This is a genomic window from Tessaracoccus lapidicaptus (assembly GCF_001693815.1).
GTDB classification, from domain to species: Bacteria; Actinomycetota; Actinomycetes; order Propionibacteriales; family Propionibacteriaceae; genus Arachnia; species Arachnia lapidicapta.
Genome location: NZ_MBQD01000026.1, coordinates 18790 through 39611 on the forward strand (window position 1 = coordinate 18790; position 20822 = coordinate 39611).

Genomic DNA, 20822 nt, shown 5'->3' on the forward strand with positions numbered 1-20822 from the left:
CGGCACTCAGTCAACGCGGACCTCGACCCGCGCCGCCCCCAGGACGGCGTCGTCGCCGCACGTGGCGGTCAGGGCGACCGTGGCGATCCCGTCCGCGACCGCGGTGACCGAGCCCGTGTAGACGACCTCGGTGCCCTCGTCGGTGTCCGGCACGACGACGGGGCGGGTGAAGCGGACGAAGTAGCTGACGACGCGCGCGGGGTCGCCGACCCAGTCGGTGACCACCCGCAGCCCCGCGCCCATGGTCCACATGCCGTGGGCCACGACGCCGGGCAGGCCGATGGCCCGCGCGTGCCGGTCCGAGAAGTGGATCTCGTTGAAGTCGGTGGACGCGCCCGAGTACCGGACGACCGTCGATCGGGTGACGCGGACCCGCACCTCGGGGAGCTGCTGTCCGACGGAGACGTGCGACATGGTCAGTCCTCCCGGGTGTGCATGAGGGTGGAGCGGGCCTCGCAGACGGCCTCGCCGTCGACGGTGAGGTCGACCAGCACCGTGATCATGTCGAGGCTGCCGCGGGCCCGCACCTTCTCGATGCTCAGCTCGGCCACGACGTGGTCCCCGGGGCGCAGCGGCCGGTGGAACGTGAAGGTCTGGTCCGTGTGCATGGTGCGGTTCAGCGCCAGGCCCAACTCGTCGTCGTCGAACAGCGCGGACCAGGCCTGGGCCGCGATGACGGCGGCGAACGTCGGGGGCGCGACGGGGTGGTCGCCGCGGTAGGCGGCGTTGTCGTCGAGGAGCGCGGCGGCGAACTCGGCGATCTTGGCGCGGCTCACCACGTAGGGCGGGGCCGCGGGATACCGGCGGCCGACGTGCTCGGCGGAGATGGGCATGGGGGTAAGGCTACCCCTGGGCGCCCCTGGCCCGGGAACGACAGAACCGGCCGGCCCCAGGGGGCACGGCCGGTTCCGGCAGCTGGTGGCCGCGGCTCAGCGGGTCTCGCGGTGCGCGCGGTGGGTGCGGCAGCGCGGGCAGAACTTCTTGAGCTCGAGACGATCGGGATCGTTGCGGCGGTTCTTCTTGGTGATGTAGTTGCGCTCCTTGCACTCGGTGCAGGCGAGCGTGATCTTCGGACGTACGTCCTGAGCCTTCTTGGCCATGTTCACATTCCTTAGCTAGCTTGCGCACGGAGCGCTCGGGCGAGGGCTTTGGTGACGAGGGCGGGACTTGAACCCGCGACACAGCGATTATGAGCCGCTTGCTCTACCGACTGAGCTACCCCGTCAGGAGTTCCCCCCTGGTGGTGCAGGAGGGAACCGAGCCCCCATGCGGAATCGAACCGCAGACCTTCTCCTTACCATGGAGACGCTCTGCCTACTGAGCTATAGGGGCCAGCCGACGACCAACCATACACGGACCGCGACGGGCTCGACAAATCCGCCCCGACGGCGCCCTGGAGGGCCGGTCGCGCGGCGCCCGGTCAGCCCTTGAGCGCGGCGATCGCGACCTCGAGGGCGCCCTCGAACAGGGTCTCGCGCTCGTCGGCCGTCAGGTCCGCCGAGCCGTCCTTGAGGTGGTCGGAGACCGTGAGGACGGCGAGCGCCTCGGCCCGGTTGGCCATCGCGCACGCGTAGAGCCCGGCCGCCTCCATCTCGACGCCCAGGGTGCCGAGCCGGTCCAGCGCCGGGATGATGTCGGTGCGCGCGGAGTAGAAGAAGTCGCTGGTGTAGACGGCGCCCACATGGACGGTGCGGTCCTCGGCCCTGGCGAACTCGACGGCGCCGCGCAGCATGTCGTAGGACGCGGCCAGGGACAGCGACACCCCGGGCACGTCGATGGTCGCTACCGCCGAGTTCGTGTGGGCGGCCGCGGCGACGATGACGTCGCGGACGGCGACGTCGGAGGAGATCCCGCCGCACGTGCCGACCCGGCAGATGCGGCGCACGCCGTACTGCGAGTAGAGCTCCGTGGCGTAGATCGACAGCGACGGCACTCCCATGCCCGACGCCATGACGGTCATGGGGACGCCGTCGACCGTGCCGGTCCAGGCGGCGATGCCGCGGACGTCGGACACCAGCCGGACGTCGGCCATCCGGGTCTTCGCGATGCGTTCGGCGCGCCTCGGGTCACCGGGCATGATGACGAGCGGGGCGATGTCCCCCGGCTCACAGGCGATGTGCGGGGTGGCCATCGTCGGCCCCTCTCTGTCGGCAGAAATGACTGAGGCCCCGCACCAATCCGGTTCGGGGCCTCAGTGGCAGGTGTTGGATTTGAACCAACGTAGGCTACGCCGACGGTTTTACAGACCGCTCCCTTTGGCCACTCGGGCAACCTGCCAAGCCGGGCTGTCCCGGCGACGCACGAGCATAGCAGCGGCTCGCCCGCAGCGCCAACGCGCCCCCTGCTGGCACAATGGCGAGGTCCACCACATGACCCCAAGGAGGCGCCCCATGGCCGCAGACAGCTCGTTCGACGTCGTCAGCAAGGTCGACCGTCAGGAGGTCGACAACGCCCTCAACCAGGCCGTCAAGGAGGTCGGCCAGCGCTTCGACTTCAAGAACACCGACGCCAGGATCGCCTGGTCCGGCGAGTCGATCGAGATGGAGGCGGTGTCCGAGGAGCGGGTCAAGGCGATCCTCGACGTCTTCCAGTCGAAGCTGGTGCGGCGCGGCGTCAGCCTCAAAGCGCTGGAGGCCGGCGAGCCGCGCGTGTCCGGCAAGCTGTGGAAGATCACCGCGACCACGAAGCAGGGCATCAAGCAGGAGGACGCCAAGAAGATCTCCAAGCTGCTGCGCGACGAGGGGCCCAAGGGCGTCAAGTGCCAGATCCAGGGCGAGGAGCTGCGGATCTCCTCGAAGAGCCGCGACGACCTACAGGAGGCGCAGCGGATGATCAAGGAGGCGGACTACGACTTCGCCGTCCAGTTCGTCAACTACCGCTGATGCCGGGATGCGGATCGGCACACATAACGTCAACGGCATCCGGGCGGCGCTGCGGCGCGGGTTCCGCCGCTACTGGGACGAGACTGGGGCCGACGTCGTGGCGCTGCAGGAGGTGCGCTGCCGCGTCGACGACCTGCCGTTGGAGGCCTTCGCCGACTATCACGTGACCCTGGACACGGGGCTCCTCCCCGGCCGCAACGGGGTCGCGGTGCTGACCCGGGTGAAGCCGGCCCGGGTGCGCGCCCTGGACGGCACGGCCTACCAGTTCGGCCCTGGTCTCGTCCCCGAGGCGGTCCCGGCCGAGCGGATCGTCAACCGCGACCTGGCGCGCTTCGCCACCGAGGGCCGCTACCTGGAGGTCGACCTCGCGGACGCGCCGGTGCGGGTGGCGTCGCTGTACCTGCCCAAGGGGGCCGCGTGGCCACACGAGGAGGGCTCGGAGGAGAAGTACCTGCGCAAGATGCGATTCATGCGCGGCTTCGCCCGCCTGCTGACGGCGTCGCGGCGCGAGGCGGCGGCGGAGGGCCGCGAGTTCCTCGTCATGGGCGACTTCAACATCGCGCACACCCGCCAGGACCTGCGCAACTGGCGGACCAACCAGCGCTCCGAGGGCTTCCTCCCCGAGGAGCGCGAGTGGTTCGGCTCCATCCTGGGCGCCCGGAGCCTCGTCGACGTCATGCGCCGGCTCCATCCGGAAGCCGACGGCCCCTACACGTGGTGGTCGTGGCGCGGACAGGCGTGGACCAACGACGCCGGCTGGCGCATCGACTACCACCTCGCCTCCGCGGCCCTGGCCCGGAGCGCGACGGCGGCCTGGGTCGGCCGGGAGGCGAGCTACGAGGACCGGATCAGCGACCACTCCCCCGTCGTCGCGGACTACGACACGGCGGCCCTCAGACGCTGAGCGGCCGCGGCTCGTCCATGGGCTGGCTGAGCTCGTGGGTGTGCATGATCCAGTACACGGCGCCGAACAGGATGAGCACGAGCATCCATGGCCCGTTGCGCAGCCCGAAGGTCATCGCGGCGAACCCGAGCAGCACCACCGTCACGACGATGGCGAAGCGCAGCGTCTTCGACGACGGGTGCGCCATCGGCAGCAGGACCGCCCCCCACAGCAGGTACCAGGAGTGCAGCGCCGGAGCCGTGAGCGCGAACCACAGGAAGCCGTAGGCGAGGAACGTGAGCGGGCGCCGGCCGAGATGCCGCCACGCCAGCACCGCGATCCCCACCACGCCGACGACGGCCCCGACGGCCCGGCTGACGGTGATCACGGCGCGGCCGCTCGGGTCCCAGCCGAGGGCCGAGGCCGGGAACTGGAACAGATGGCCGATGAGGGTGAACGGCGACACTGTCTCGGCCATGCCGGGCACGTTGACCGCGTTGATCCAGCCGAACCCCATCCCGGAGACGACCGAGATCGCGGCGAATACCCCCACGGAGAGCGCCAGGGAGGCCAGCGCCTTGAGCGCCGCCCAGGCGAGCGGCCGCGGCCGCCACGACGTCCACGGGGTGACGAGGAACGGCAGCGCCACCGCCGCCATGAAGGCTGGCTGCTTGATGGCCGCCGCCGCCCCGACGACGAGCGCGCCGAGCCACCAGCGCCCCCGCGCCATGGCCACCCAGATGCCGAGCAGCATGAGCCCCACCATGCTCGCGTCGTTGTGGGCGCCGCCCACGAAGTCGATGATGAGGATGGGGTTGAGGACGGCGAACCAGCTTGCGGCCGCCGGATCGACGCCGACTCGGCGCGCGATCCGCGGCACCAGGGCGCCGATGAGGATCACCCCGGCCAGGGCGGGGGCCCGCATGAGCACCGCCGAGAGGAACGGGTCGAAGCCGGCCAGGATCACGATGCCGTGGCTCATCCACAGCGACAGCGGGCCGTAGGGCGCCGTCGTCTCGCGCCACACCCACGCGACCTGGTCGGCGTAGTAGCCGGGCAGGATGCCCGGGCCCACCTGATAGGGGCTGAGGTTGTTGTGGATGAGCCAGCCGTGCGCCGCGTAGGAGTACGCGTCGTGGGAGAAGATCGGCGGCCCGAACGCCAACGGCGCCGCGACGATCGCCAGGACCGCCCAGTGCCGCAGCTGCGGCTGCCCCATGGCCCGGCGCCGGGCGGGACGCAGCCGGAACCAGGCCTCCAGCAGCAGGGCGAGGCCGAGCAGCGTCGCGACGGTGCCGAGGATCTTCGTCGTGGTGCCGTCGATGCCCCACGCGCGCAGCACGTCCCACACGGGAGAGGCCTGGGGCAGGTAGGCGGGGCTGAGCGAGCCGAGGAGGATGCCGAGGCTGCCGAGGAAGCCGAACCACACGGCGCGGGTCGACGCGGCCAGGCGGAGGTCCCGGGTCGCCTGCGCGAGGCGGCTACGCACCACCCTCCTGTCGCGGGGCCAGCTGCTCGCGGCCGTGCAGGAGGTCCTGCAGCCGGTCCGCCGAGGGCACGTGCGCCCCGCCCCACTCCAGCGCCTCCGTCGGGCACTGTTCGATGCAGACGCCGCAGTACATGCACAGGGCCCAGTCGATCTCGAAGGTGTCGAGGACGTTGTGGGTCCGCGGGCGCGCGCCGGGCGCGGGGACGGTCTGTTCCATGTGCGAGGTGAGAGTGATGCACCACGTGGGGCACTCGCGGGCGCAGATCATGCACGAGGTGCAGCGCTCCTCGATGAGCGCGATGGAGCCGTGGGGGGCGGTCATCGGGCCCTCCTGACGCGCGCGCCGGTGGCAGATAACGCGACATCGGCCGCCGTGGCGGCGGGGTCGGTGAGCACGGCAGGGTCGGGGACCCCCGGAGGGACGAGCTTGCGGCGCGACGGGGACTGGGTCGACTCCCCCGGCTCCAGCGCCCCGGGCCAGTGGCGGGTCTGGCGCGGCTCCAGCAGCACGTCCTTGCGCATGGGCGCGCCCCCGCCGTGGTGGATGAGCGGGCGGTTGTCGCCGCCGAGGAACTCGACGCCGAAGAAGTCGTGCACTTGGCGCTGCAGCCACGCCGCGCCCGGGTAGACGTCCGCGACGTCGGGGAGGCTGGGCGCCTCGCGCGGCACCAGGACGGCGAGGCGGGCCTGTCCGCCGTCGACCGGGTTCTCGACGCGCAGCAGCACCCGGATGTGGTCCGAGCGGCCCACCTCATCGACGGCGGTGAGGGTGACGAGCAGCTCGAAGCCGGCGGCCCGCAGCTCCGCCACCCGCGACTGCCACCGTTCCGGGGCGACCACCTCCACTTGCCGGTCAGTCGAGGAGCTCACGGCGCACCTCCTCCAGGTAGCCGGTCAACGCCTCGGGCGGCGGCGGGCAGCCCGCGATGACGTGGTCGACCGCGACGAGCGACCCCGCCCCCGGCACGACCGAGTAGGAGTCCCAGTACGGCCCGCCGACGCAGGCACACGCCCCGAAGGAGACCACCCGACGGGGGGCCGGCACCGCATCGAGCACGGCCCGGATCGCCGGCAGCACCGGGTGCGTGATGGTTCCCGACAACGCGACGACGACGGTGGCCCCGGCCGGCACGGCCGACAGCTCCACCGCCGGCCGGCCCTGCGCGGCGGCCTGCGTCTCGAGCGCGCAGCAGGCCAACGGCACGTCGACGACGTAGACGCGCCCGTCGTCGAACCAGTCCCGCGCGGTGAGCATGGGCCGCAGTCTACTTCCGCTCGTTCACTGTCAGCGCAAGCGTGCAGCGGTGGGGATTTCCGGCGGAACCCTAGAATGGCGGGACGTCCCCTGTCGCTGACACTAGGAAGATGAGCCACGTGGCTGAACAGCTCCCCCTCGACCGAGTCGTCATTCGCTTTGCAGGCGATTCCGGCGACGGCATGCAGCTGACGGGCGACCGCTTCACAGCCGAGACGGCGAGCTTCGGCAACGACATCGCGACGCTGCCGAACTTCCCCGCCGAGATCCGCGCTCCTCAGGGGACGCTGCCCGGGGTGTCGAGCTTCCAGCTTCACTTCGCCAACTTCGACATCGTGACGCCCGGCGACGTGCCGGACGTGCTGGTGGCCATGAACCCGGCGGCGCTGAAGGCGAACCTGCGCGACCTGCCGCGCGGCGGCGTCATCATCGTCGACACCGCGGACTTCACCAAGCGCAACCTGGCCAAGATCGGCTGGGCGCACAACCCGCTGGAGGACGGCAGCCTCAGCAACTACTCGGTGCACGCCCTGGACCTGACGGGGCTCGCGACCGGGGCGGTGTCGCAGTTCGACCTCACCCGCAAGGACGCGTCGCGCACCAAGAACATGTTCGCTCTGGGGCTGCTCAGCTGGTTGTACTCGCGGCCCACCGAGGGCACCTTGTCGTTCCTCAGCGAGAAGTTCGCCAAGAAGCCGACGATCCGCGACGCCAACATCGCCGCGTTCAAGGCCGGCTACGCCTACGGCGAGACGACGGAGGCGTTCGAGGTGCGCTACCACGTCGCACCCGCCCCCATGAAGAAGGGCCGCTACCGGCAGATCTCGGGCAACTTGGCCACGGCCTACGGGCTCATCACGGGCGCCCAGAAGGCCGGGCTGCAGCTGTTCCTCGGGTCCTACCCGATCACGCCGGCCTCCGACATCCTGCACGAGCTGTCGCGGCGCAAGGACCTGGGCGTCATGACGTTCCAGGCCGAGGACGAGATCGCGGGCGTCGGCTCCGCCATCGGCGCGTCCTTCGCAGGCGCGCTCGGCGTGACGACGACGTCGGGCCCCGGCATGGCGCTCAAGGGCGAGGCGATCGGCCTGGCGGTCATGACCGAGCTGCCGCTGGTCATCGTCAACGTTCAGCGCTCTGGCCCGTCGACGGGCATGCCCACCAAGACGGAGCAGGCGGACCTCATGCAGGCCCTGTACGGCCGAAACGGCGAGGCCCCGGTCCCTGTGCTGGCGGCCAAGTCCGCGGCCGACTGCTTCGACACGGCCATCGAGGCGTGCCGGATCGCGGTCACGTACCGCACGCCCGTCATCATGTTGTCGGACGGCTACCTCGCCAACGGCGCGGAGCCGTGGCGGCTGCCGGACCTGTCGGCGATCCCGGCCATCGAGCCCGGCTTCGCCACCGCCGTCAACGCCACCGACGACGCCGGTAAGGACGCCTTCCACCCCTACGAGCGCGATCCCGAGACCCTGGCCCGCGCCTGGGCCGTTCCGGGGACGCCGGGGCTGGAACACCGCATCGGCGGCATCGAGAAGGCCGCCCGCACCGGCAACGTGTCGTACGACCCGGACAACCACGAGTACATGACCCGCACCCGGCAGGCCAAGATCGACGGGATCGTGCGCGACATCCCCGATATCGCCGTCGAGGACCCGAGCGGCAGCGCCCGCGTGCTGGTCCTCGGCTGGGGGTCGACGTTCGGTCCTATCACCGCCGCCGCGCGCCGCGTCCGGCTCAGCGGCCGCGCCGTCGCCACCGCTCACCTGCGGCACCTCAACCCCATGCCCGCCAACCTCGGCGAGGTCCTGCGCGCCTACGACAAGGTGGTGGTCCCGGAGATGAACCTCGGTCAGCTCGCCACCATCCTGCAGGCGCGCTACCTCGTCGAGATCTCGAGCTACTCGCGCGTCCGCGGCCTGCCGATCTCGCTCAGCGAGCTCGAGGTGGACCTCATCGCCGAGATCGACGCCCTCCAGGAGGAGAACTGATGACTGCCAACGGCCTGGCCGGAGTGCCGCTCGCCCTCGAGCCGCTCAGCAAGAAGGACTACACCAGCGACCAGGAGGTCCGCTGGTGCCCGGGTTGCGGCGACTACGCCGTGTTGTCGACGTTCCAGTCGATGGTGGCCACGCTGGGCATCAAGCGCGAGAACACCGTCATCGTCTCGGGCATCGGCTGCTCGTCGCGGTTCCCGTACTACGTCGACACGTACGGCATGCACTCGATCCACGGGCGCGCGCCGGCGATCGCGACCGGTGTCGCGGTGACCCGGCCGGACCTCAACGTCTGGGTCGTGACCGGCGACGGCGACGCGCTGTCGATCGGCGGCAACCACCTCATCCACGCGCTGCGCCGCAACGTCAACATCACGATCCTGCTGTTCAACAACCGCATCTACGGGCTGACGAAGGGCCAGTACTCGCCGACGTCGGAGCTGGGCAAGGTGACGAAGTCCACGCCCTACGGGTCGCTGGACACCCCGTTCAACCCGGTGTCGCTGGCGCTGGGTGCCGAGGCCGGCTTCGTGGCCCGGACCATCGACTCGGACCGCGCGCACCTGACGCAGGTCCTGACGGCGGCCGCGCAGCACCGCGGGGCCGCGCTGGTCGAGATCTACCAGAACTGCCCGATCTTCAACGACGACGCCTTCGCGACGCTGAAGAGCCCCGACGGCGCGCTCATCCAGCTGCGGCACGGGGAACCGATCGTGTTCGGCGGCGGGCGGTTCTGCGTCGTCCGCGACGCCGACGGCGACATCCGCGTCGCGGAGACCGAGACGGCTGACCCGGAGCGCATCGTCGTGCACGACGAGACGCGCGGCGACCCGTCGCAGGCGTTCGCGCTGTCGCGGCTGACGGAGGCGGGCGTGCTGCGGCAGGCCCCGATCGGGATCTTCCGCCGGGTGCCGCGCCCCGCGTACGACGACCTCGTGCGCGAGCAGATCGACGCCGTGCGGGCCGAGGACCAGGCCGCGGCGCTCGCCGCGGTCATCGCGGGCCAGGACACGTGGGAGGCCGACGAGCGCTGACCTCAGCCCTTCGTCGGCTCGCTAGGCTGGCGCGCATGACTGCTGCCATCGCCTTCGAGCACTTCGACCGCGGGGTCCGCCCGCAGGACGACCTCTTCCGCCACGTCAACGGAACCTGGCTGAGCACCGCGCCCATCGCGCCGGACCGCTCCTCGGCCGGCGGCTTCGTGGATCTCGCCGAACAGGCCGAGAAGGATGTGCTGGCGCTCATCGAGGGTCTCCCGGCCGCGGATCCCGCGACCGACGAGGGCAAGGTCGCGACGCTGTACCGCGCGTTCATGGACGTCGAGACCGTGGACGCGCTCGGGGCCGCCCCGCTGCGGCCGGTGTTCGACGCGATCGACGCCGTCGACTCCCCCGCGGCGCTGGCCCGGCACCTCGGCTGGTCGCTGCGGCACGGCCTCAGCCCCCTGGTCCACCTCTACGAGGAGTCGGACCCGGGTGATCCGACCCGCTACGCCGTGTTCTCGTCGCAGGGCGGGCTGGGCCTGCCCGACGAGGCCTACTACCGCGAGGCCGCCCACGCCGAGATCCGAGGGAAGTACGTCGACCACGTCGCCCGCGTCCTCGGGCTGGCGGGGCTGGACGACCCATCCGGGCAGGCGCGCGCCGTCATGGAGCTCGAGACCGCCATCGCCGCGCAGCACTGGGACCGCGTCCGCTGCCGCGACCTGCGCGCCATGTACAACCCGACCTCCTACGAAGACGTGGTGGCGATGTCGCCGGGGTTCGACTGGGACGCCTTCGTCGACGGGGCCGGCATCCCGCGGGAGAAGCTGGCCGAGGTGATCGTGGCCCAGCCGTCGTTCCTCGAGGGCGTGGCGCCGCTGCTGGCCGCGCATCCGCTGGACGCCTGGCGCAGCTGGGCCCGCTGGAAGGCCGTCTCGGGCCTGTCGCCGTACCTGTCGGCGGAGTTCGTCGAGGCGCGCTTCGACTTCTACGAGCGGACCCTCAACGGCAACGAGGAGCAGCGGCCGCGGTGGAAGCGCGGCGTCGCGTTCGTCGAGGGCGTCGTCGGCGAGGCCGTCGGGCGCCTCTACGTGGAGCGCCACTTCCAGCCCGAGAAGAAGGCCGCGATGGACGCCCTGGTGGGACACCTGCTGGCCGCCTACCAGGAGTCGATCGAGCGGCTCACGTGGATGACCGACGAGACGCGCGCCGAGGCGCTGCGCAAACTCGCCCAGTTCACCCCGAAGGTGGGCTACCCCGTCAAGTGGCGCGACTACTCGTCGCTGGTGGTGACGCCGGGTGACCTCGTCGCCTGCGTGCTCGCCGCCAACTCGTTCGAGCTGGACTACACGCTGAGCCGGATCGGCGGGCCGGTCGACCCCGACGAGTGGCAGATGTTCCCGCAGACCGTCAACGCCTACTACCACCCGCTGCGCAACGAGATCGTCTTCCCCGCGGCGATCCTGCAGCCGCCGTTCTTCAACGCGGACGCCGACGACGCCGTCAACTTCGGCGCGATCGGCGCCGTGATCGGGCACGAGATCGGCCACGGCTTCGACGACAAGGGCTCGACCTGCGACGGCGACGGGCGCCTGCGGGACTGGTGGCAGCCGGCCGACCGGGAGGCCTTCGAGGCACTCGCCGACCGGCTCGTCGGTCAGTACGACGGGCTCGTGCCCGAGGGCGTCGACGGCGGCTCCGTCAACGGCAAGCTCACCGTCGGGGAGAACATCGGCGACCTGGGCGGGCTGGGCATCGCCTACCAGGCGTGGTTGCTCGCCGGCGGCGATCCCGATGGCGACCCCGTCGACGGGCTGACGCCCGCGCAGCGGTTCTTCGTCGGCTGGGCCCAGGCGTGGCGCGGCAAGCGTCGTCCCGAGGCGATGAAGGTGCTGCTGGCCACCGACCCGCACTCGCCCAACGAGTTCCGCTGCAACCAGATCGTGCGTAACCTCGACGCGTTCTACGAGGCGTTCGACGTCGCGCCCGACGACGCCCTCTGGCTGCCGGAGCAGGACCGCGTCGCCATCTGGTGACCCCGCGCCCCCCCGGCACGACACGCCGTGAAACTTCGCCGTCGACGTCGTTTCAGACGGTCGACGGCGGAGTTGGCCTGTCATTCGTGCTCATGACTGCCGACGTCCTCGCTCGCTGAGGTCTCGTCCGACGGGGCGGGCGGCGGCTGAACCCTCCTCGGCCGTCGGCACGAATGACAGCCCGCCTGGCACGCCGACGCTCTCCACGACGTCGGAACCGGAGTTCCACGGCGTGTCGTGCCAGGGGGCCGCGGGCCGCCACGGCCGGTCGGCCGGGTCGTTGAGCGGGGCGGGGCGGGCGGGGTCAGGCCGTGCGGTCCACCAGGTCCGTGCAGACCTTGAGCAGCGCATCCTTCGCCTCGCCGTCGGGCAGGGGCGCCAGGTGGGCTCGCGCGACGTCCGCGCGCCGCTCGACCTCTGCCTTCGCCCGGCCCATGACAGGATGCGTGCGCAGCCGGCGCAGGACATCGGCCAGCACCGCGTCGTCGCTGAGGTCGCCGTCGATGAGCGCCAGCAGCTCGGAGTCCGCCGGGTCATTCTCCGCGCGCAGCATGAGCACCGGCAGCGTGGGGACGCCCTCGCGCAGGTCGGTGCCGGGGGTCTTGCCCGTCTTGGTCGACGTGATGTCGATGAGGTCGTCCGACAGCTGGAACACCAGGCCGACCTCCTCGCCGAACGCGGCCAGCGCGTCCAAAACCGGCCGGTCGGCGCCGGCCACCATGCCGCCGAACAGCGCCGACGCCGCGATGAGCGACCCCGTCTTGTCGGCGATCACCTGGATGTAGTGCGCCAGCGGGTCCTCGTCGGGGCCCGGCCCCTTGGTCTCGGCGATCTGGCCCTGCACGAGCCGGGCGAAGGTCTCGGCCTGCAGGGCCACATACTCGACGCCCAGTTCCGCGACCGTCGTCGACGCGCGCGCGAACAGGTAGTCCCCCACCAGGATCGCCACCGAGTTGCCCCAGAGCCGGTTGGCCGACGGCGCCCCGCGGCGCAGGTCCGCCATGTCCATGACGTCGTCGTGGTACAGGCTCGCCACGTGCGTGAGCTCCATCACCAACGCCGCGCGCATCAGGTCGTCGTGGTCGACCGCCCCGCCGAAGCGGGCGGCCAGGAACACGAGCAGCGGCCGGAACCGCTTGCCGCCGGCGGCGATGATGTGCCGCGACGCCTCGGTCACGAACGGCGACCCCGCGACAGCGGTGGCGACCAGGCGCTCCTCGAACGTGTCGAGGAGCGCGGTCAGGTGCTCATCGAGCGTGGCGTCCGCCACAGGGGATCTCCTCGTCTCAGGGCTCAGCGGATGAACTGTGCCGCGTCGGCCAGGAGGCCGAGGATACCGCCGGGGATGAGGCCGAGCACCACGGTCCCCACGGCGGAGACCACGAGCACGGACCACGTCCACAGGGACGGCGTCTCGACCGTGCCGACGACCGCCTCGTCCGCATCCTGGAACCACATGGCCACGACGACCTTGAGGTAGAAGAAGGCGGCGATGACGCTCATCACCACGGCGACGAGCACGAGCCAACCGTAGCCGCCCGCCCACGCCGACGCGAACACGGCGAGTTTCCCGACGAAGCCCGCGGTCAGCGGGATGCCGGCGAAGGACAGCATGAACACCGTCATGAGGGCGGCGAGCACCGGGTTGCGGCGGCCGAGGCCCTTCCATGCGTCGAGGTTGTTCGCCTCACCACCCGCGCGGCGCACCATCATGATGATGGCGAACGCGCCGAAGGTGGCCAGGCCGTAGGTCAGCAGGTAGAAGGCGATCGCCCCCACCGACGACAGGCTCACGTCGTCGCCCGCCTGCACCGCACCGACGACACCCACGAGGATGAAGCCCGCGTGCGCGATCGACGAGTACGCCAGCAGCCGCTTGATGTCGTTCTGCGCCAGCGCGACCGTGGAGCCCAGCAGCATCGTGAGGATGGCGACCACCGCGAACAGCAGCTGCCAGTCCCAGCGCAGGCCGCCGAGGCCGACGTAGAAGACGCGCAGCAGCGCCGCGACGGCGGCGGTCTTCGTGGCCACCGCCATGAAGCCGGTGACCGGCGAGGGCGCGCCCATGTAGACGTCCGGGGTCCACGCGTGGAAGGGCACCGCACCGATCTTGAACAGCAGGCCCACCGAGGTGAGCAGCATGCCCAGGAGCAGCAGCGGCTGGCTGCCGGCGCCGGCCGTGATGGCCGCGTCGATGTCGGCGAGCTGGAAGCCGCCGGCGTAGCCGTACAGCAACGCGACGCCGTAGAGCATGATCGCGGAGGCCAGCGAGCCGAGGAGGAAGTACTTGAGCGCGGCCTCCTGGCTGAGCAGGCGGCGACGGCGCGCCATGCCGGTGAGCAGGTACAGCGGCAGCGAGAAGATCTCGACGGCGACGAACAGCGTCAGCGTGTCGTTGGCGGCGGCGAAGATCATCATGCCGAACAGCGAGAACAGCAGGAGCGGGAAGATCTCGGTGTGTTCCCGGCGCAGCTTGTCGGCCTCCCGCTCGAGCGGCGAGCCCGGCACGGTCGCTGCCGACGAGGCGAACGCCGACTGCCCCGCGCCGACGCCGCGTTCCGCGAACAGCGCGACACCGCCCAGCCCGAAGACCAGCAGGAGCGTCCAGAACAGGTACGCGGGGCCGTCGACGGCGATGACGCCCATCGCGGCGATCTGCGGCGCGGCCTGGATCCAGTTGAGGACCGTGAGGCCGAGCGCCACGACGACCGCCAGCGCGGCCAGCGCCGCCTGGATGACGTAGCGCAGGTCGCGCGGCACGAGCGCCTCGACCAGCACGCCGAGGCAGGCGGCGGCCAGGATCACCAGCAGCGGCGACAGCAGCATCCACTCCAGAGTGGGAGCAGCGATCTCCAACACGTTGATCATCGGTTGCCTTCCTTGACCTGCGGGGCGGGGTCCTCGACGCCGACGATCGCCATCGTCTCCATGGCCGTCTCGTCAGCCAGGGCCAGCACCGGCTTCGGCACGAACCCGAAGACGATGAGGAGGATGAGGAGCGGGGCCACGACGGCCTTCTCGCGGGCGCTGAGGTCGTGGGTGACGTGGGTGGCGACCTGCTCGGTCACCGGGCCGGTCATGGTGGTCTTGTACATGCGCAGCACGTAGACGGCCGCGAGCACCATGCCCAGGGTGATGACGACGGTGTAGACCGGGAACCGCTGCCAGGCCCCGGCCATGACGAGGAACTCGGACACGAAGCTGCCCATGCCCGGCAGCGCCAGGGCCGACAGCCCCGACATCAGCAGGACGCCGGCCAGGACGGGGGCCACCTTCTGCACGCCGCCGAAGGCGTCGATGTGCTGCGAACCGCGGCGCCGGATCATGAACCCGACGACGAGGAACAGCGCCGCGGTCGACAGCCCGTGGTTGAACATGTAGAAGATCGAGCCGCTGATCGACTGCGTCGTCAGGGCGAAGATGCCGAACACCATGAACCCGAAGTGGCTGACCGAGGTGTAGGACACCAGCCGCAGCAGGTCCGTGGCGCCGAACGCCATGAACGCGCCGTAGAGCACCGACACGATCGCCCACACGAGGATCACGGGGGTCGCCCACTGGCTGGCCTCCGGGAACGCGGTGAGGCAGATCTTCAGCATCCCGAAGGTGCCGATCTTGTCGAGCACGCCCACCAGCAGCGTCGAGGTGCCGGGCGTCGACTGCTCGGCTGCGTCGGGCAGCCACGTGTGCAGGCCCGCCATCGGGGCCTTGACGGCGAACGCGAAGAAGAACCCGGCGAACAGCCAGCGCGCCGTGGTGGTGCTCATCTCGGCGCCGACGAGGTCGCCTATGAGGAAGCTCGGGCTGCCGGCCGCCGCGGTCACCGCGTAGACGCCGGCGACGGCGACCAGCATGACGAGGCCGCCCGCGAGCGAGTAGAGCAGGAATTTCAGTGCGGCTGCGGACCTCTTCGGGCCACCGAACCCGCCGATGAGGAAGTAGGTCGGGATCAGCGTCGCCTCGAAGGCCACGTAGAACAGGAGGATGTCGGAGGCCATGAACACGAACAGCGCGAACGACTGCAGCATGAGGGCCAGCGCCATGAAGGCGGTCCCGCTCCAGCGTGCGCCGGGCGTCTCGCCGACGCGCCACTCGGCCAGCAGGACGACGGGCACCAGGATGACGGTCATGAGCACGAGGATCGCGCCCATGCCGTCGAGGTCGAGGGCGTAGTGGGCACCGATCTGCGGGATCCACGCCACCTCCTCGGCCAGCGGGACACCCTGCGCCTGCAGGACGACGGCGAGCACGCCGAGGACCGCGGTGGTCAGGGCGATGCCGTAGCCGATGAGGCGCCCGGCCTGGCCCTTGACGAGGAACAGCACCAGCGAGCCGACGAGCGGCACGAGGGCAAGGATGGTCAGTAGAGGCAATGGCATGTCTTCTTGGTCTCCTTAGCCCAGCTGCCCGAGGATCACGACGATCGCGAGGACGAGGAGGCCCACCCCGAGGGTCAGGCCGTAGCTACGCACGTAGCCGTTCTGGCCGCGACGCAGCCACGCACCGAGGCCGCTGGCCACCGTCGCGCTGCCCATGGCGACACCGTCGACGGCGCCGCGGTCGAACCAGGCGAGCCCCGAGGCGAGGCCCTTGGCGGGACGCACGACGGCGTACTCGTTGAAGGCGTCGCCGTACAGGTCGTTGCGGCCGGCCAGCACCAGCACGTTGCCGGTGGCGGGGGCGTCGACGGGGATGTCGCGACGGTGCAGCCACCAGCCGATCAGCACACCGACGGCCACGACGGCGAGCGTCAGCAGGCCGACGGGGGTGAAGGTGAGCAGCCCCGTCTCGTGCGGATGCTGCCCGGTCGATTCCTCGAGCCAGCCCTGGATCCAGCCGTTCATGAACAGGCCGGCGACGATGGACAGCACCGCCAGGATGATCAGCGGCACCGTCATGACGGCCGGCGACTCGTGCGGGTGAACGTCCTTCTCCCAGCGCTTGGCGCCGAAGAACGTCATCATCATCAGGCGCGTCATGTAGTAGGCGGTCACCCCGGCGCCGATGAGGGCCAGGACACCGATGAGGGTGTTCTCGTGGAACGCCGCCTCAATGATGTGGTCCTTCGAGTAGAAGCCCGAGGTGAACGGGAAGCCGATGATGGCAAGGTAGCCCATCGCGAAGGTGAAGAACGTGATGCGCATGGACTTCGCCAGCGCTCCGTAGTGGCGCATGTTGACGTCGTCGTTCATGCCGTGCATGACCGAGCCGGCGCCGAGGAACATGTTGGCCTTGAAGAAGCCGTGCGTCAACAGGTGGAAGATGGCGAACGAGGCGCCTGCGGGGCCGAGGCCGGCCGCGAGCATCATGTAGCCGATCTGCGACATCGTGGAGCCTGCCAGCACCTTCTTGATGTCGTCCTTGGACGAGCCGATCCACGCGCCCGCCAGCAGCGTGACCGTGCCGACGATGGCGACGGCGGTCGTGGCGACCTCCGTCTGGGCGTAGATGGCGTTGGACCGCACCACGAGGTAGACGCCCGCCGTGACCATGGTGGCGGCGTGGATGAGGGCGGAGACCGGGGTCGGGCCCTCCATGGCGTCCAGCAGCCACGACTGCAGCGGCACCTGCGCGGACTTGCCGCACGCACCCAGGAGCAGGAACAGACCGATCAGCGTTGCCCAGGCGGGGCTCAAGGACTCGGCGCCGGCGTTGACGTCGGCGAACTTCACGCTGCCGAACATGGCCAGCATGGTGAAGATCGCCATCGACAGGCCGAGGTCGCCGACGCGGTTGACGATGAACGCCTTGTTGCCGGCGGCGGCGGCCGACGGCTTGTGCGCCCAGAACGAGATGAGCAGGAACGACGCGAGGCCGACGCCCTCCCAGCCCAGGAACAGGACCAGGTAGTTGTTCGCCAGCACCAGCGTCAGCATCGCGGCGATGAACAGGTTGAGGTAGGCGAAGAAGCGGCGGCGCCGATCGTCGTGCGCCATGTAGCCGATGGAGTAGACGTGGATGAGGGAGCCGACGCCGGTGATCAGCAGGACGAACAGGATCGACAGCGGGTCGACCAGCAGCCCGAACTCGATCGACCAGGAGCCGGTCGCGATCCACTCGTAGACCGTCACGTCGATGTGCCGCGCGTCCTCGGCCGAGCCCAGCAGCTGCACGAACAGCACCAGCCCGAGTACGAAGGAGACGATGGGTGCGGCGGTCGCGAGCAGGTGGCCCCAGGCATCCGTGAGGCGCCCGGCGAGCAGCAGGAACGCTGCCCCGGCGAGCGGGACGGCGATGAGCAGCCAGGACATCATGCCGGCCCCGGACAGGGCGGACACGCTTTCGAGGAGTTGCACGGTTGAGGACCCCTTAGAACTTCATCAGGTTGGCGTCGTCGACCGAGGCCGAGCGGCGGGCACGATACACGGCGACGATGATCGCGAGGCCGACGACGACCTCCGCCGCGGCCACGACCATCACGAAGAAGGCGGCGATGAGGCCGTCCAGGTTGCCGTGGTAGTTCGCGAACGCGACGAACGCGAGGTTCGTGGCGTTGAGCATCAGCTCGATGCTCATGAACACGATGATCGCGTTGCGACGCAGCAGGAAGCCCGCGACGCCGATGGCGAACAGGATGGCCGAGAGAACCAGGTAGCCCTCGGGGTTCATTCGTCGTCTCCTTCGACCTCGTCGGTGCGCCCCGCGATGGCGGAGTAGGCGCTGGTGGTGGGCGCGCGGAGCTCGTCGACGTCCACGATGACGCCGCGCATGGCCAGCGTCTTGGAGATGGAGTTCTCCGCGACGGAGCCGTCGGGCAGCAGCGCCGGCGTCGAGATCGCGTTGTGCCGGGCGAAGACACCGGAGCTGGGCAGCGGACCCGGGTGCGTGCCGTCCTCGGCGTATGCCCGGACCCGGTCCTGCAGCATCTCGGGCTGGGTCCGCTTGCGCTTGAGCTCCTCGCCGTGGGCCAGGATCATCGCGCCAACGGCCGCCGTGATCAGCAGCGCCGCCGTCGCCTCGAAGATGAACACGTACTTCGAGAACAGCAACGCAGCGATCGACTGGATGTTGCCGCCGTACTGCGCGTTGGCCGCCTCCAGGCCCGCGGGCGCCCCGCCGACGGCGAACTGGCCGACGCCGAGGATGAGCAGCAGGCCGACGCCGAGCGCGACGAGCGCCGACGAGACCCGGTGGCCCTTGATCGTCTCGACGACAGAGTCGGTGGAGTCGACACCGACCAGCATGACGACGAACAGGAACAGCATGAGGATCGCGCCCGTGTAGACGATGATCTGGATGACGAAGAGGAACGGGGCGTCGTTGGCCGCGTAGAGCACGGCCAGGCTCACCATCACGCCGGCCATGGAGATGGCCGAGTGCACCGGCTTGCGCGCCAGTAGGAGCCCGAGGGCGCACAGCACCGCGATCGGGGCGCACACCCAGAAGGCGACCTCGCTGGCGGTCACCAGCGGGATGAGGGGGATCATCGGGCCGCTCCTGTCGTCGTGGCGGTGCGCGTGTCGGGCTTGCCGGTCTCCGGCAGGCCGAGGAAGTAGACCTTCTCGTCGTCGCCCAGGCGGCGTGGGTGCGGCGGCTCCTCCATGCCGGTGAGCAGCGGGGCCAGGAGGTCCTGCTTCTCGTAGATGAGCTTGAGCCGCGTGTCGTCGGAGATCTTGAACTCGTTGGTCATCGTGAGCGCGCGCGTCGGGCAGGCCTCGATGCACAGGCCGCAGAAGATGCAGCGCAGGTAGTTGATCTGGTAGACGCGGCCGTAGCGCTCGCCGGGCGAGTAGCGGTCGTCGTCGGTGTTGTCGGCGCCTTCGACGTAGATGGCGTCGGCGGGACAGGCCCACGCGCAGAGCTCACAGCCCACACACTTCTCGAGCCCGTCCGGCCAGCGGTTGAGCTGGTGCCGGCCGTGGAAGCGCGGCATCGTGACCTTCTCCGCGCCCTTCTTGTGCGGGTACGACTGCGTGAACGTCTTGCGGAACATCGTGTTGAACGTGACGCCGAACCCGGCCCACGGATCGAGCAGTCCCATCAGAAATCCTTCCGTTCTGCGGTGGCCTCGGCCATGGGCGTCTCGTCGCGTCCGGACACGACGCCGGCGAGCTCGGGCAGCAGCTGGCCCGGCCGCGGCGGCGTCGGGTAGCCGCCGGCGAAGGGGTCGTAGACCTGGTCCTCGACGGCCTCCGGATGCTCCGGCTCGTCGGCGACGGCGTCGACCCGCCCGACCTGGATGAGGTAGAGCACCACGAAGAGCGCCAGCCCCAGCCCGATGGTGTAACCCGGCGCGATCGCGATCATGAGGATCCACACCAGCGAGATCGGGATGAGCCGCTTCCAGCCGAGGTTCATGAACTGGTCATAGCGGAAGCGCGGCAGCGTGCCGCGCAGCCACACGAACACCGAGATCAGCAGCTGCACCTTGATCATGAAGAACACGGGCCCGAACCACGGGTTGTTGAACAATGGGATGAGGTTCAGCGGCCACGGCGGCAGGTAGCCGCCGAGGAACAGCGTGGTGCACACCGCGGACACGGTGGCCATGTTGATGTACTCGGCGAGGAAGAACATCGCGTAGCGGAAGCCGGAGTACTCCGTGAGGTAGCCGGAGACGAGCTCCGACTCACATTCGGGCAGGTCGAAGGGGGCGCGGTTGGTCTCGCCGACCATCGAGATGCTGTAGATGACGAACGACGGGAACAGCAGGATGGCGTACCAGCCGGTGATGCCCGGGTCGAAGGTCATGTCGGTGAAGGGCACCCGGAAGAGGATCGTCTGGCGCTGCGCCTCCACGATCTGCGACGTGGACATGGCGCCCGCCATGAGGAACACCGCCACCATCGACAGGCCCATCGCGATCTCGTAGGAGATCATCTGCGCCGTGGACCGGATGGACCCGAGGAACGAGTAGGTGGAGTTGCCCGCCCAGCCGGCCAGCACGATGCCGTAGATGCCGATGGACGCGATGGCGAGGATGAACAGCGTCGACACCGGCAGGTCGGTGACCTGCAGGCGGGTGGTCACGCCGAACATCTCGACCTCACCGCCGAACGGGATGACCGTCCAGGTCGTGAAGGCCGCGACACCCGTGAGGATCGGCGCCAGGTTGAACACCCACTTGTCGGCGTTCTTCGGCCGGAAGTCCTCCTTGGCCAGCAGCTTGGCGCCGTCGGCGAGGGCCTGACCGAGCCCGAAGGGGCCGTTCATGATCGGGCCGAGGCGGTGCTGCATCTTGCCGACGAGGCGCCGCTCGTACCAGACGTTGAAGATGGTCCACACCAGGAGGATGACGAACATCGCCACCACCTTGATGAGGATCAGCCACCAGGGATCCTGGAAGAAGATGTTCAT

Annotated in this window: 21 protein-coding genes and 3 tRNA genes; 5 read left to right on the plus strand and 19 right to left on the minus strand. The window is 70.0% G+C overall.

Annotated elements, in window-relative coordinates:
* Positions 1-6 precede the first annotated feature (6 nt).
* From BCR15_RS12765 to BCR15_RS12795, 7 genes are all read right to left on the minus strand, one after another.
* A complete protein-coding gene (locus tag BCR15_RS12765) occupies positions 7-414 on the minus strand; it encodes a MaoC/PaaZ C-terminal domain-containing protein (protein ID WP_068752605.1) in 408 nt (135 codons plus the stop codon).
* Between the two features lie 2 nt (positions 415-416).
* Entirely contained in the window at positions 417-833 is a 417-nt protein-coding gene (locus BCR15_RS12770) for an FAS1-like dehydratase domain-containing protein (protein WP_068752606.1), read from the minus strand.
* 96 nt (positions 834-929) lie between these two features.
* Complete coding sequence (gene rpmG / locus BCR15_RS12775) at positions 930-1100, minus strand: 50S ribosomal protein L33 (RefSeq protein ID WP_068752607.1); 171 nt, start codon at positions 1098-1100, stop codon at positions 930-932.
* 49 nt (positions 1101-1149) lie between these two features.
* Positions 1150-1225 (minus strand) — tRNA-Met (locus tag BCR15_RS12780).
* A gap of 34 nt (positions 1226-1259) precedes the next feature.
* Positions 1260-1332 (minus strand) — tRNA-Thr (locus tag BCR15_RS12785).
* A gap of 88 nt (positions 1333-1420) precedes the next feature.
* Entirely contained in the window at positions 1421-2131 is a 711-nt protein-coding gene (gene deoD, locus BCR15_RS12790; RefSeq protein ID WP_068752608.1) for a purine-nucleoside phosphorylase, read from the minus strand.
* Positions 2132-2195: 64 nt separating this feature from the next.
* Positions 2196-2277: transfer RNA gene (locus BCR15_RS12795), tRNA-Tyr, on the minus strand.
* Positions 2278-2390: 113 nt separating this feature from the next.
* On the opposite strand from BCR15_RS12795, the gene BCR15_RS12800 reads away from it, so the two are divergent.
* Entirely contained in the window at positions 2391-2882 is a 492-nt protein-coding gene (locus BCR15_RS12800; RefSeq protein WP_068752609.1) for a YajQ family cyclic di-GMP-binding protein, read from the plus strand.
* Between the two features lie 7 nt (positions 2883-2889).
* A complete protein-coding gene (locus BCR15_RS12805; RefSeq protein ID WP_068752610.1) occupies positions 2890-3786 on the plus strand; it encodes an exodeoxyribonuclease III in 897 nt (298 codons plus the stop codon).
* On the opposite strand, the gene mptB is transcribed toward BCR15_RS12805, so the two are convergent.
* Genes mptB through BCR15_RS12825 form a run of 4 tightly spaced genes read right to left on the minus strand, consistent with a single transcriptional unit; the run spans position 3776 to position 6509 of the window.
* A complete protein-coding gene (gene mptB / locus BCR15_RS12810; protein ID WP_141680139.1) occupies positions 3776-5254 on the minus strand; it encodes a polyprenol phosphomannose-dependent alpha 1,6 mannosyltransferase MptB in 1479 nt (492 codons plus the stop codon). The two genes, BCR15_RS12805 and mptB, sit on opposite strands and share 11 nt — an antisense overlap.
* Positions 5247-5576 carry a 4Fe-4S binding protein gene (locus BCR15_RS12815; RefSeq protein ID WP_068752611.1) on the minus strand — a complete coding sequence of 110 codons (330 nt, stop codon included), beginning with the start codon at positions 5574-5576 and terminating at the stop codon, positions 5247-5249. The genes mptB and BCR15_RS12815 overlap by 8 nt, the downstream gene beginning before the upstream one ends.
* Positions 5573-6124 carry an NADH-quinone oxidoreductase subunit C gene (locus BCR15_RS12820; RefSeq protein WP_078920166.1) on the minus strand — a complete coding sequence of 184 codons (552 nt, stop codon included), beginning with the start codon at positions 6122-6124 and terminating at the stop codon, positions 5573-5575. Before BCR15_RS12820 ends, BCR15_RS12815 begins: the two co-directional genes overlap by 4 nt.
* Positions 6108-6509 (minus strand): NADH-quinone oxidoreductase subunit B, encoded by a 402-nt coding sequence (locus BCR15_RS12825; protein ID WP_068752613.1) that lies wholly within the window; start codon positions 6507-6509, stop codon positions 6108-6110. The genes BCR15_RS12820 and BCR15_RS12825 overlap by 17 nt, the downstream gene beginning before the upstream one ends.
* Positions 6510-6619: 110 nt before the next feature.
* Here BCR15_RS12825 and BCR15_RS12830 point away from each other — a divergent pair, with 110 nt between their 5' ends.
* The 3 genes from BCR15_RS12830 to BCR15_RS12840 are packed head-to-tail and all read left to right on the plus strand — an operon-like array spanning position 6620 to position 11525.
* Complete coding sequence (locus BCR15_RS12830; RefSeq protein ID WP_068752614.1) at positions 6620-8500, plus strand: 2-oxoacid:acceptor oxidoreductase subunit alpha; 1881 nt, start codon at positions 6620-6622, stop codon at positions 8498-8500.
* Positions 8500-9540, plus strand: coding sequence for a 2-oxoacid:ferredoxin oxidoreductase subunit beta (locus BCR15_RS12835; RefSeq protein WP_068752615.1), 1041 nt, complete (start codon positions 8500-8502; stop codon positions 9538-9540). The genes BCR15_RS12830 and BCR15_RS12835 overlap by 1 nt, the downstream gene beginning before the upstream one ends.
* Before the next feature lie 35 nt (positions 9541-9575).
* Entirely contained in the window at positions 9576-11525 is a 1950-nt protein-coding gene (locus BCR15_RS12840; protein WP_068752616.1) for a M13 family metallopeptidase, read from the plus strand.
* Positions 11526-11829: 304 nt separating this feature from the next.
* Here the strand turns inward: BCR15_RS12840 and BCR15_RS12845 are convergent, their stop codons facing one another.
* Genes BCR15_RS12845 through nuoH form a run of 8 tightly spaced genes read right to left on the minus strand, consistent with a single transcriptional unit; the run spans position 11830 to position 20822 of the window.
* Positions 11830-12795, minus strand: a complete 966-nt coding sequence (locus tag BCR15_RS12845) for a polyprenyl synthetase family protein (RefSeq protein WP_068752617.1) — start codon at positions 12793-12795, stop codon at positions 11830-11832.
* Positions 12796-12818: 23 nt separating this feature from the next.
* Positions 12819-14393 (minus strand): NADH-quinone oxidoreductase subunit NuoN, encoded by a 1575-nt coding sequence (gene nuoN / locus BCR15_RS12850; RefSeq protein ID WP_068752618.1) that lies wholly within the window; start codon positions 14391-14393, stop codon positions 12819-12821.
* Complete coding sequence (locus BCR15_RS12855) at positions 14390-15904, minus strand: NADH-quinone oxidoreductase subunit M (RefSeq protein ID WP_068752619.1); 1515 nt, start codon at positions 15902-15904, stop codon at positions 14390-14392. The genes nuoN and BCR15_RS12855 overlap by 4 nt, the downstream gene beginning before the upstream one ends.
* A 15-nt stretch (positions 15905-15919) precedes the next feature.
* Complete coding sequence (gene nuoL / locus BCR15_RS12860) at positions 15920-17779, minus strand: NADH-quinone oxidoreductase subunit L (RefSeq protein WP_408647400.1); 1860 nt, start codon at positions 17777-17779, stop codon at positions 15920-15922.
* Positions 17780-17834: 55 nt separating this feature from the next.
* The gene (nuoK, locus tag BCR15_RS12865) at positions 17835-18134 is read right to left on the minus strand and encodes an NADH-quinone oxidoreductase subunit NuoK (protein WP_068752620.1); all 300 of its coding nucleotides are present in this window, start codon (positions 18132-18134) and stop codon (positions 17835-17837) included.
* Complete coding sequence (locus BCR15_RS12870; RefSeq protein ID WP_068752621.1) at positions 18131-18952, minus strand: NADH-quinone oxidoreductase subunit J; 822 nt, start codon at positions 18950-18952, stop codon at positions 18131-18133. The genes nuoK and BCR15_RS12870 overlap by 4 nt, the downstream gene beginning before the upstream one ends.
* Entirely contained in the window at positions 18949-19506 is a 558-nt protein-coding gene (nuoI, locus tag BCR15_RS12875) for an NADH-quinone oxidoreductase subunit NuoI (protein ID WP_068752622.1), read from the minus strand. The genes BCR15_RS12870 and nuoI overlap by 4 nt, the downstream gene beginning before the upstream one ends.
* Positions 19506-20822, minus strand: coding sequence for an NADH-quinone oxidoreductase subunit NuoH (nuoH, locus tag BCR15_RS12880; protein WP_068752623.1), 1317 nt, complete (start codon positions 20820-20822; stop codon positions 19506-19508). The genes nuoI and nuoH overlap by 1 nt, the downstream gene beginning before the upstream one ends.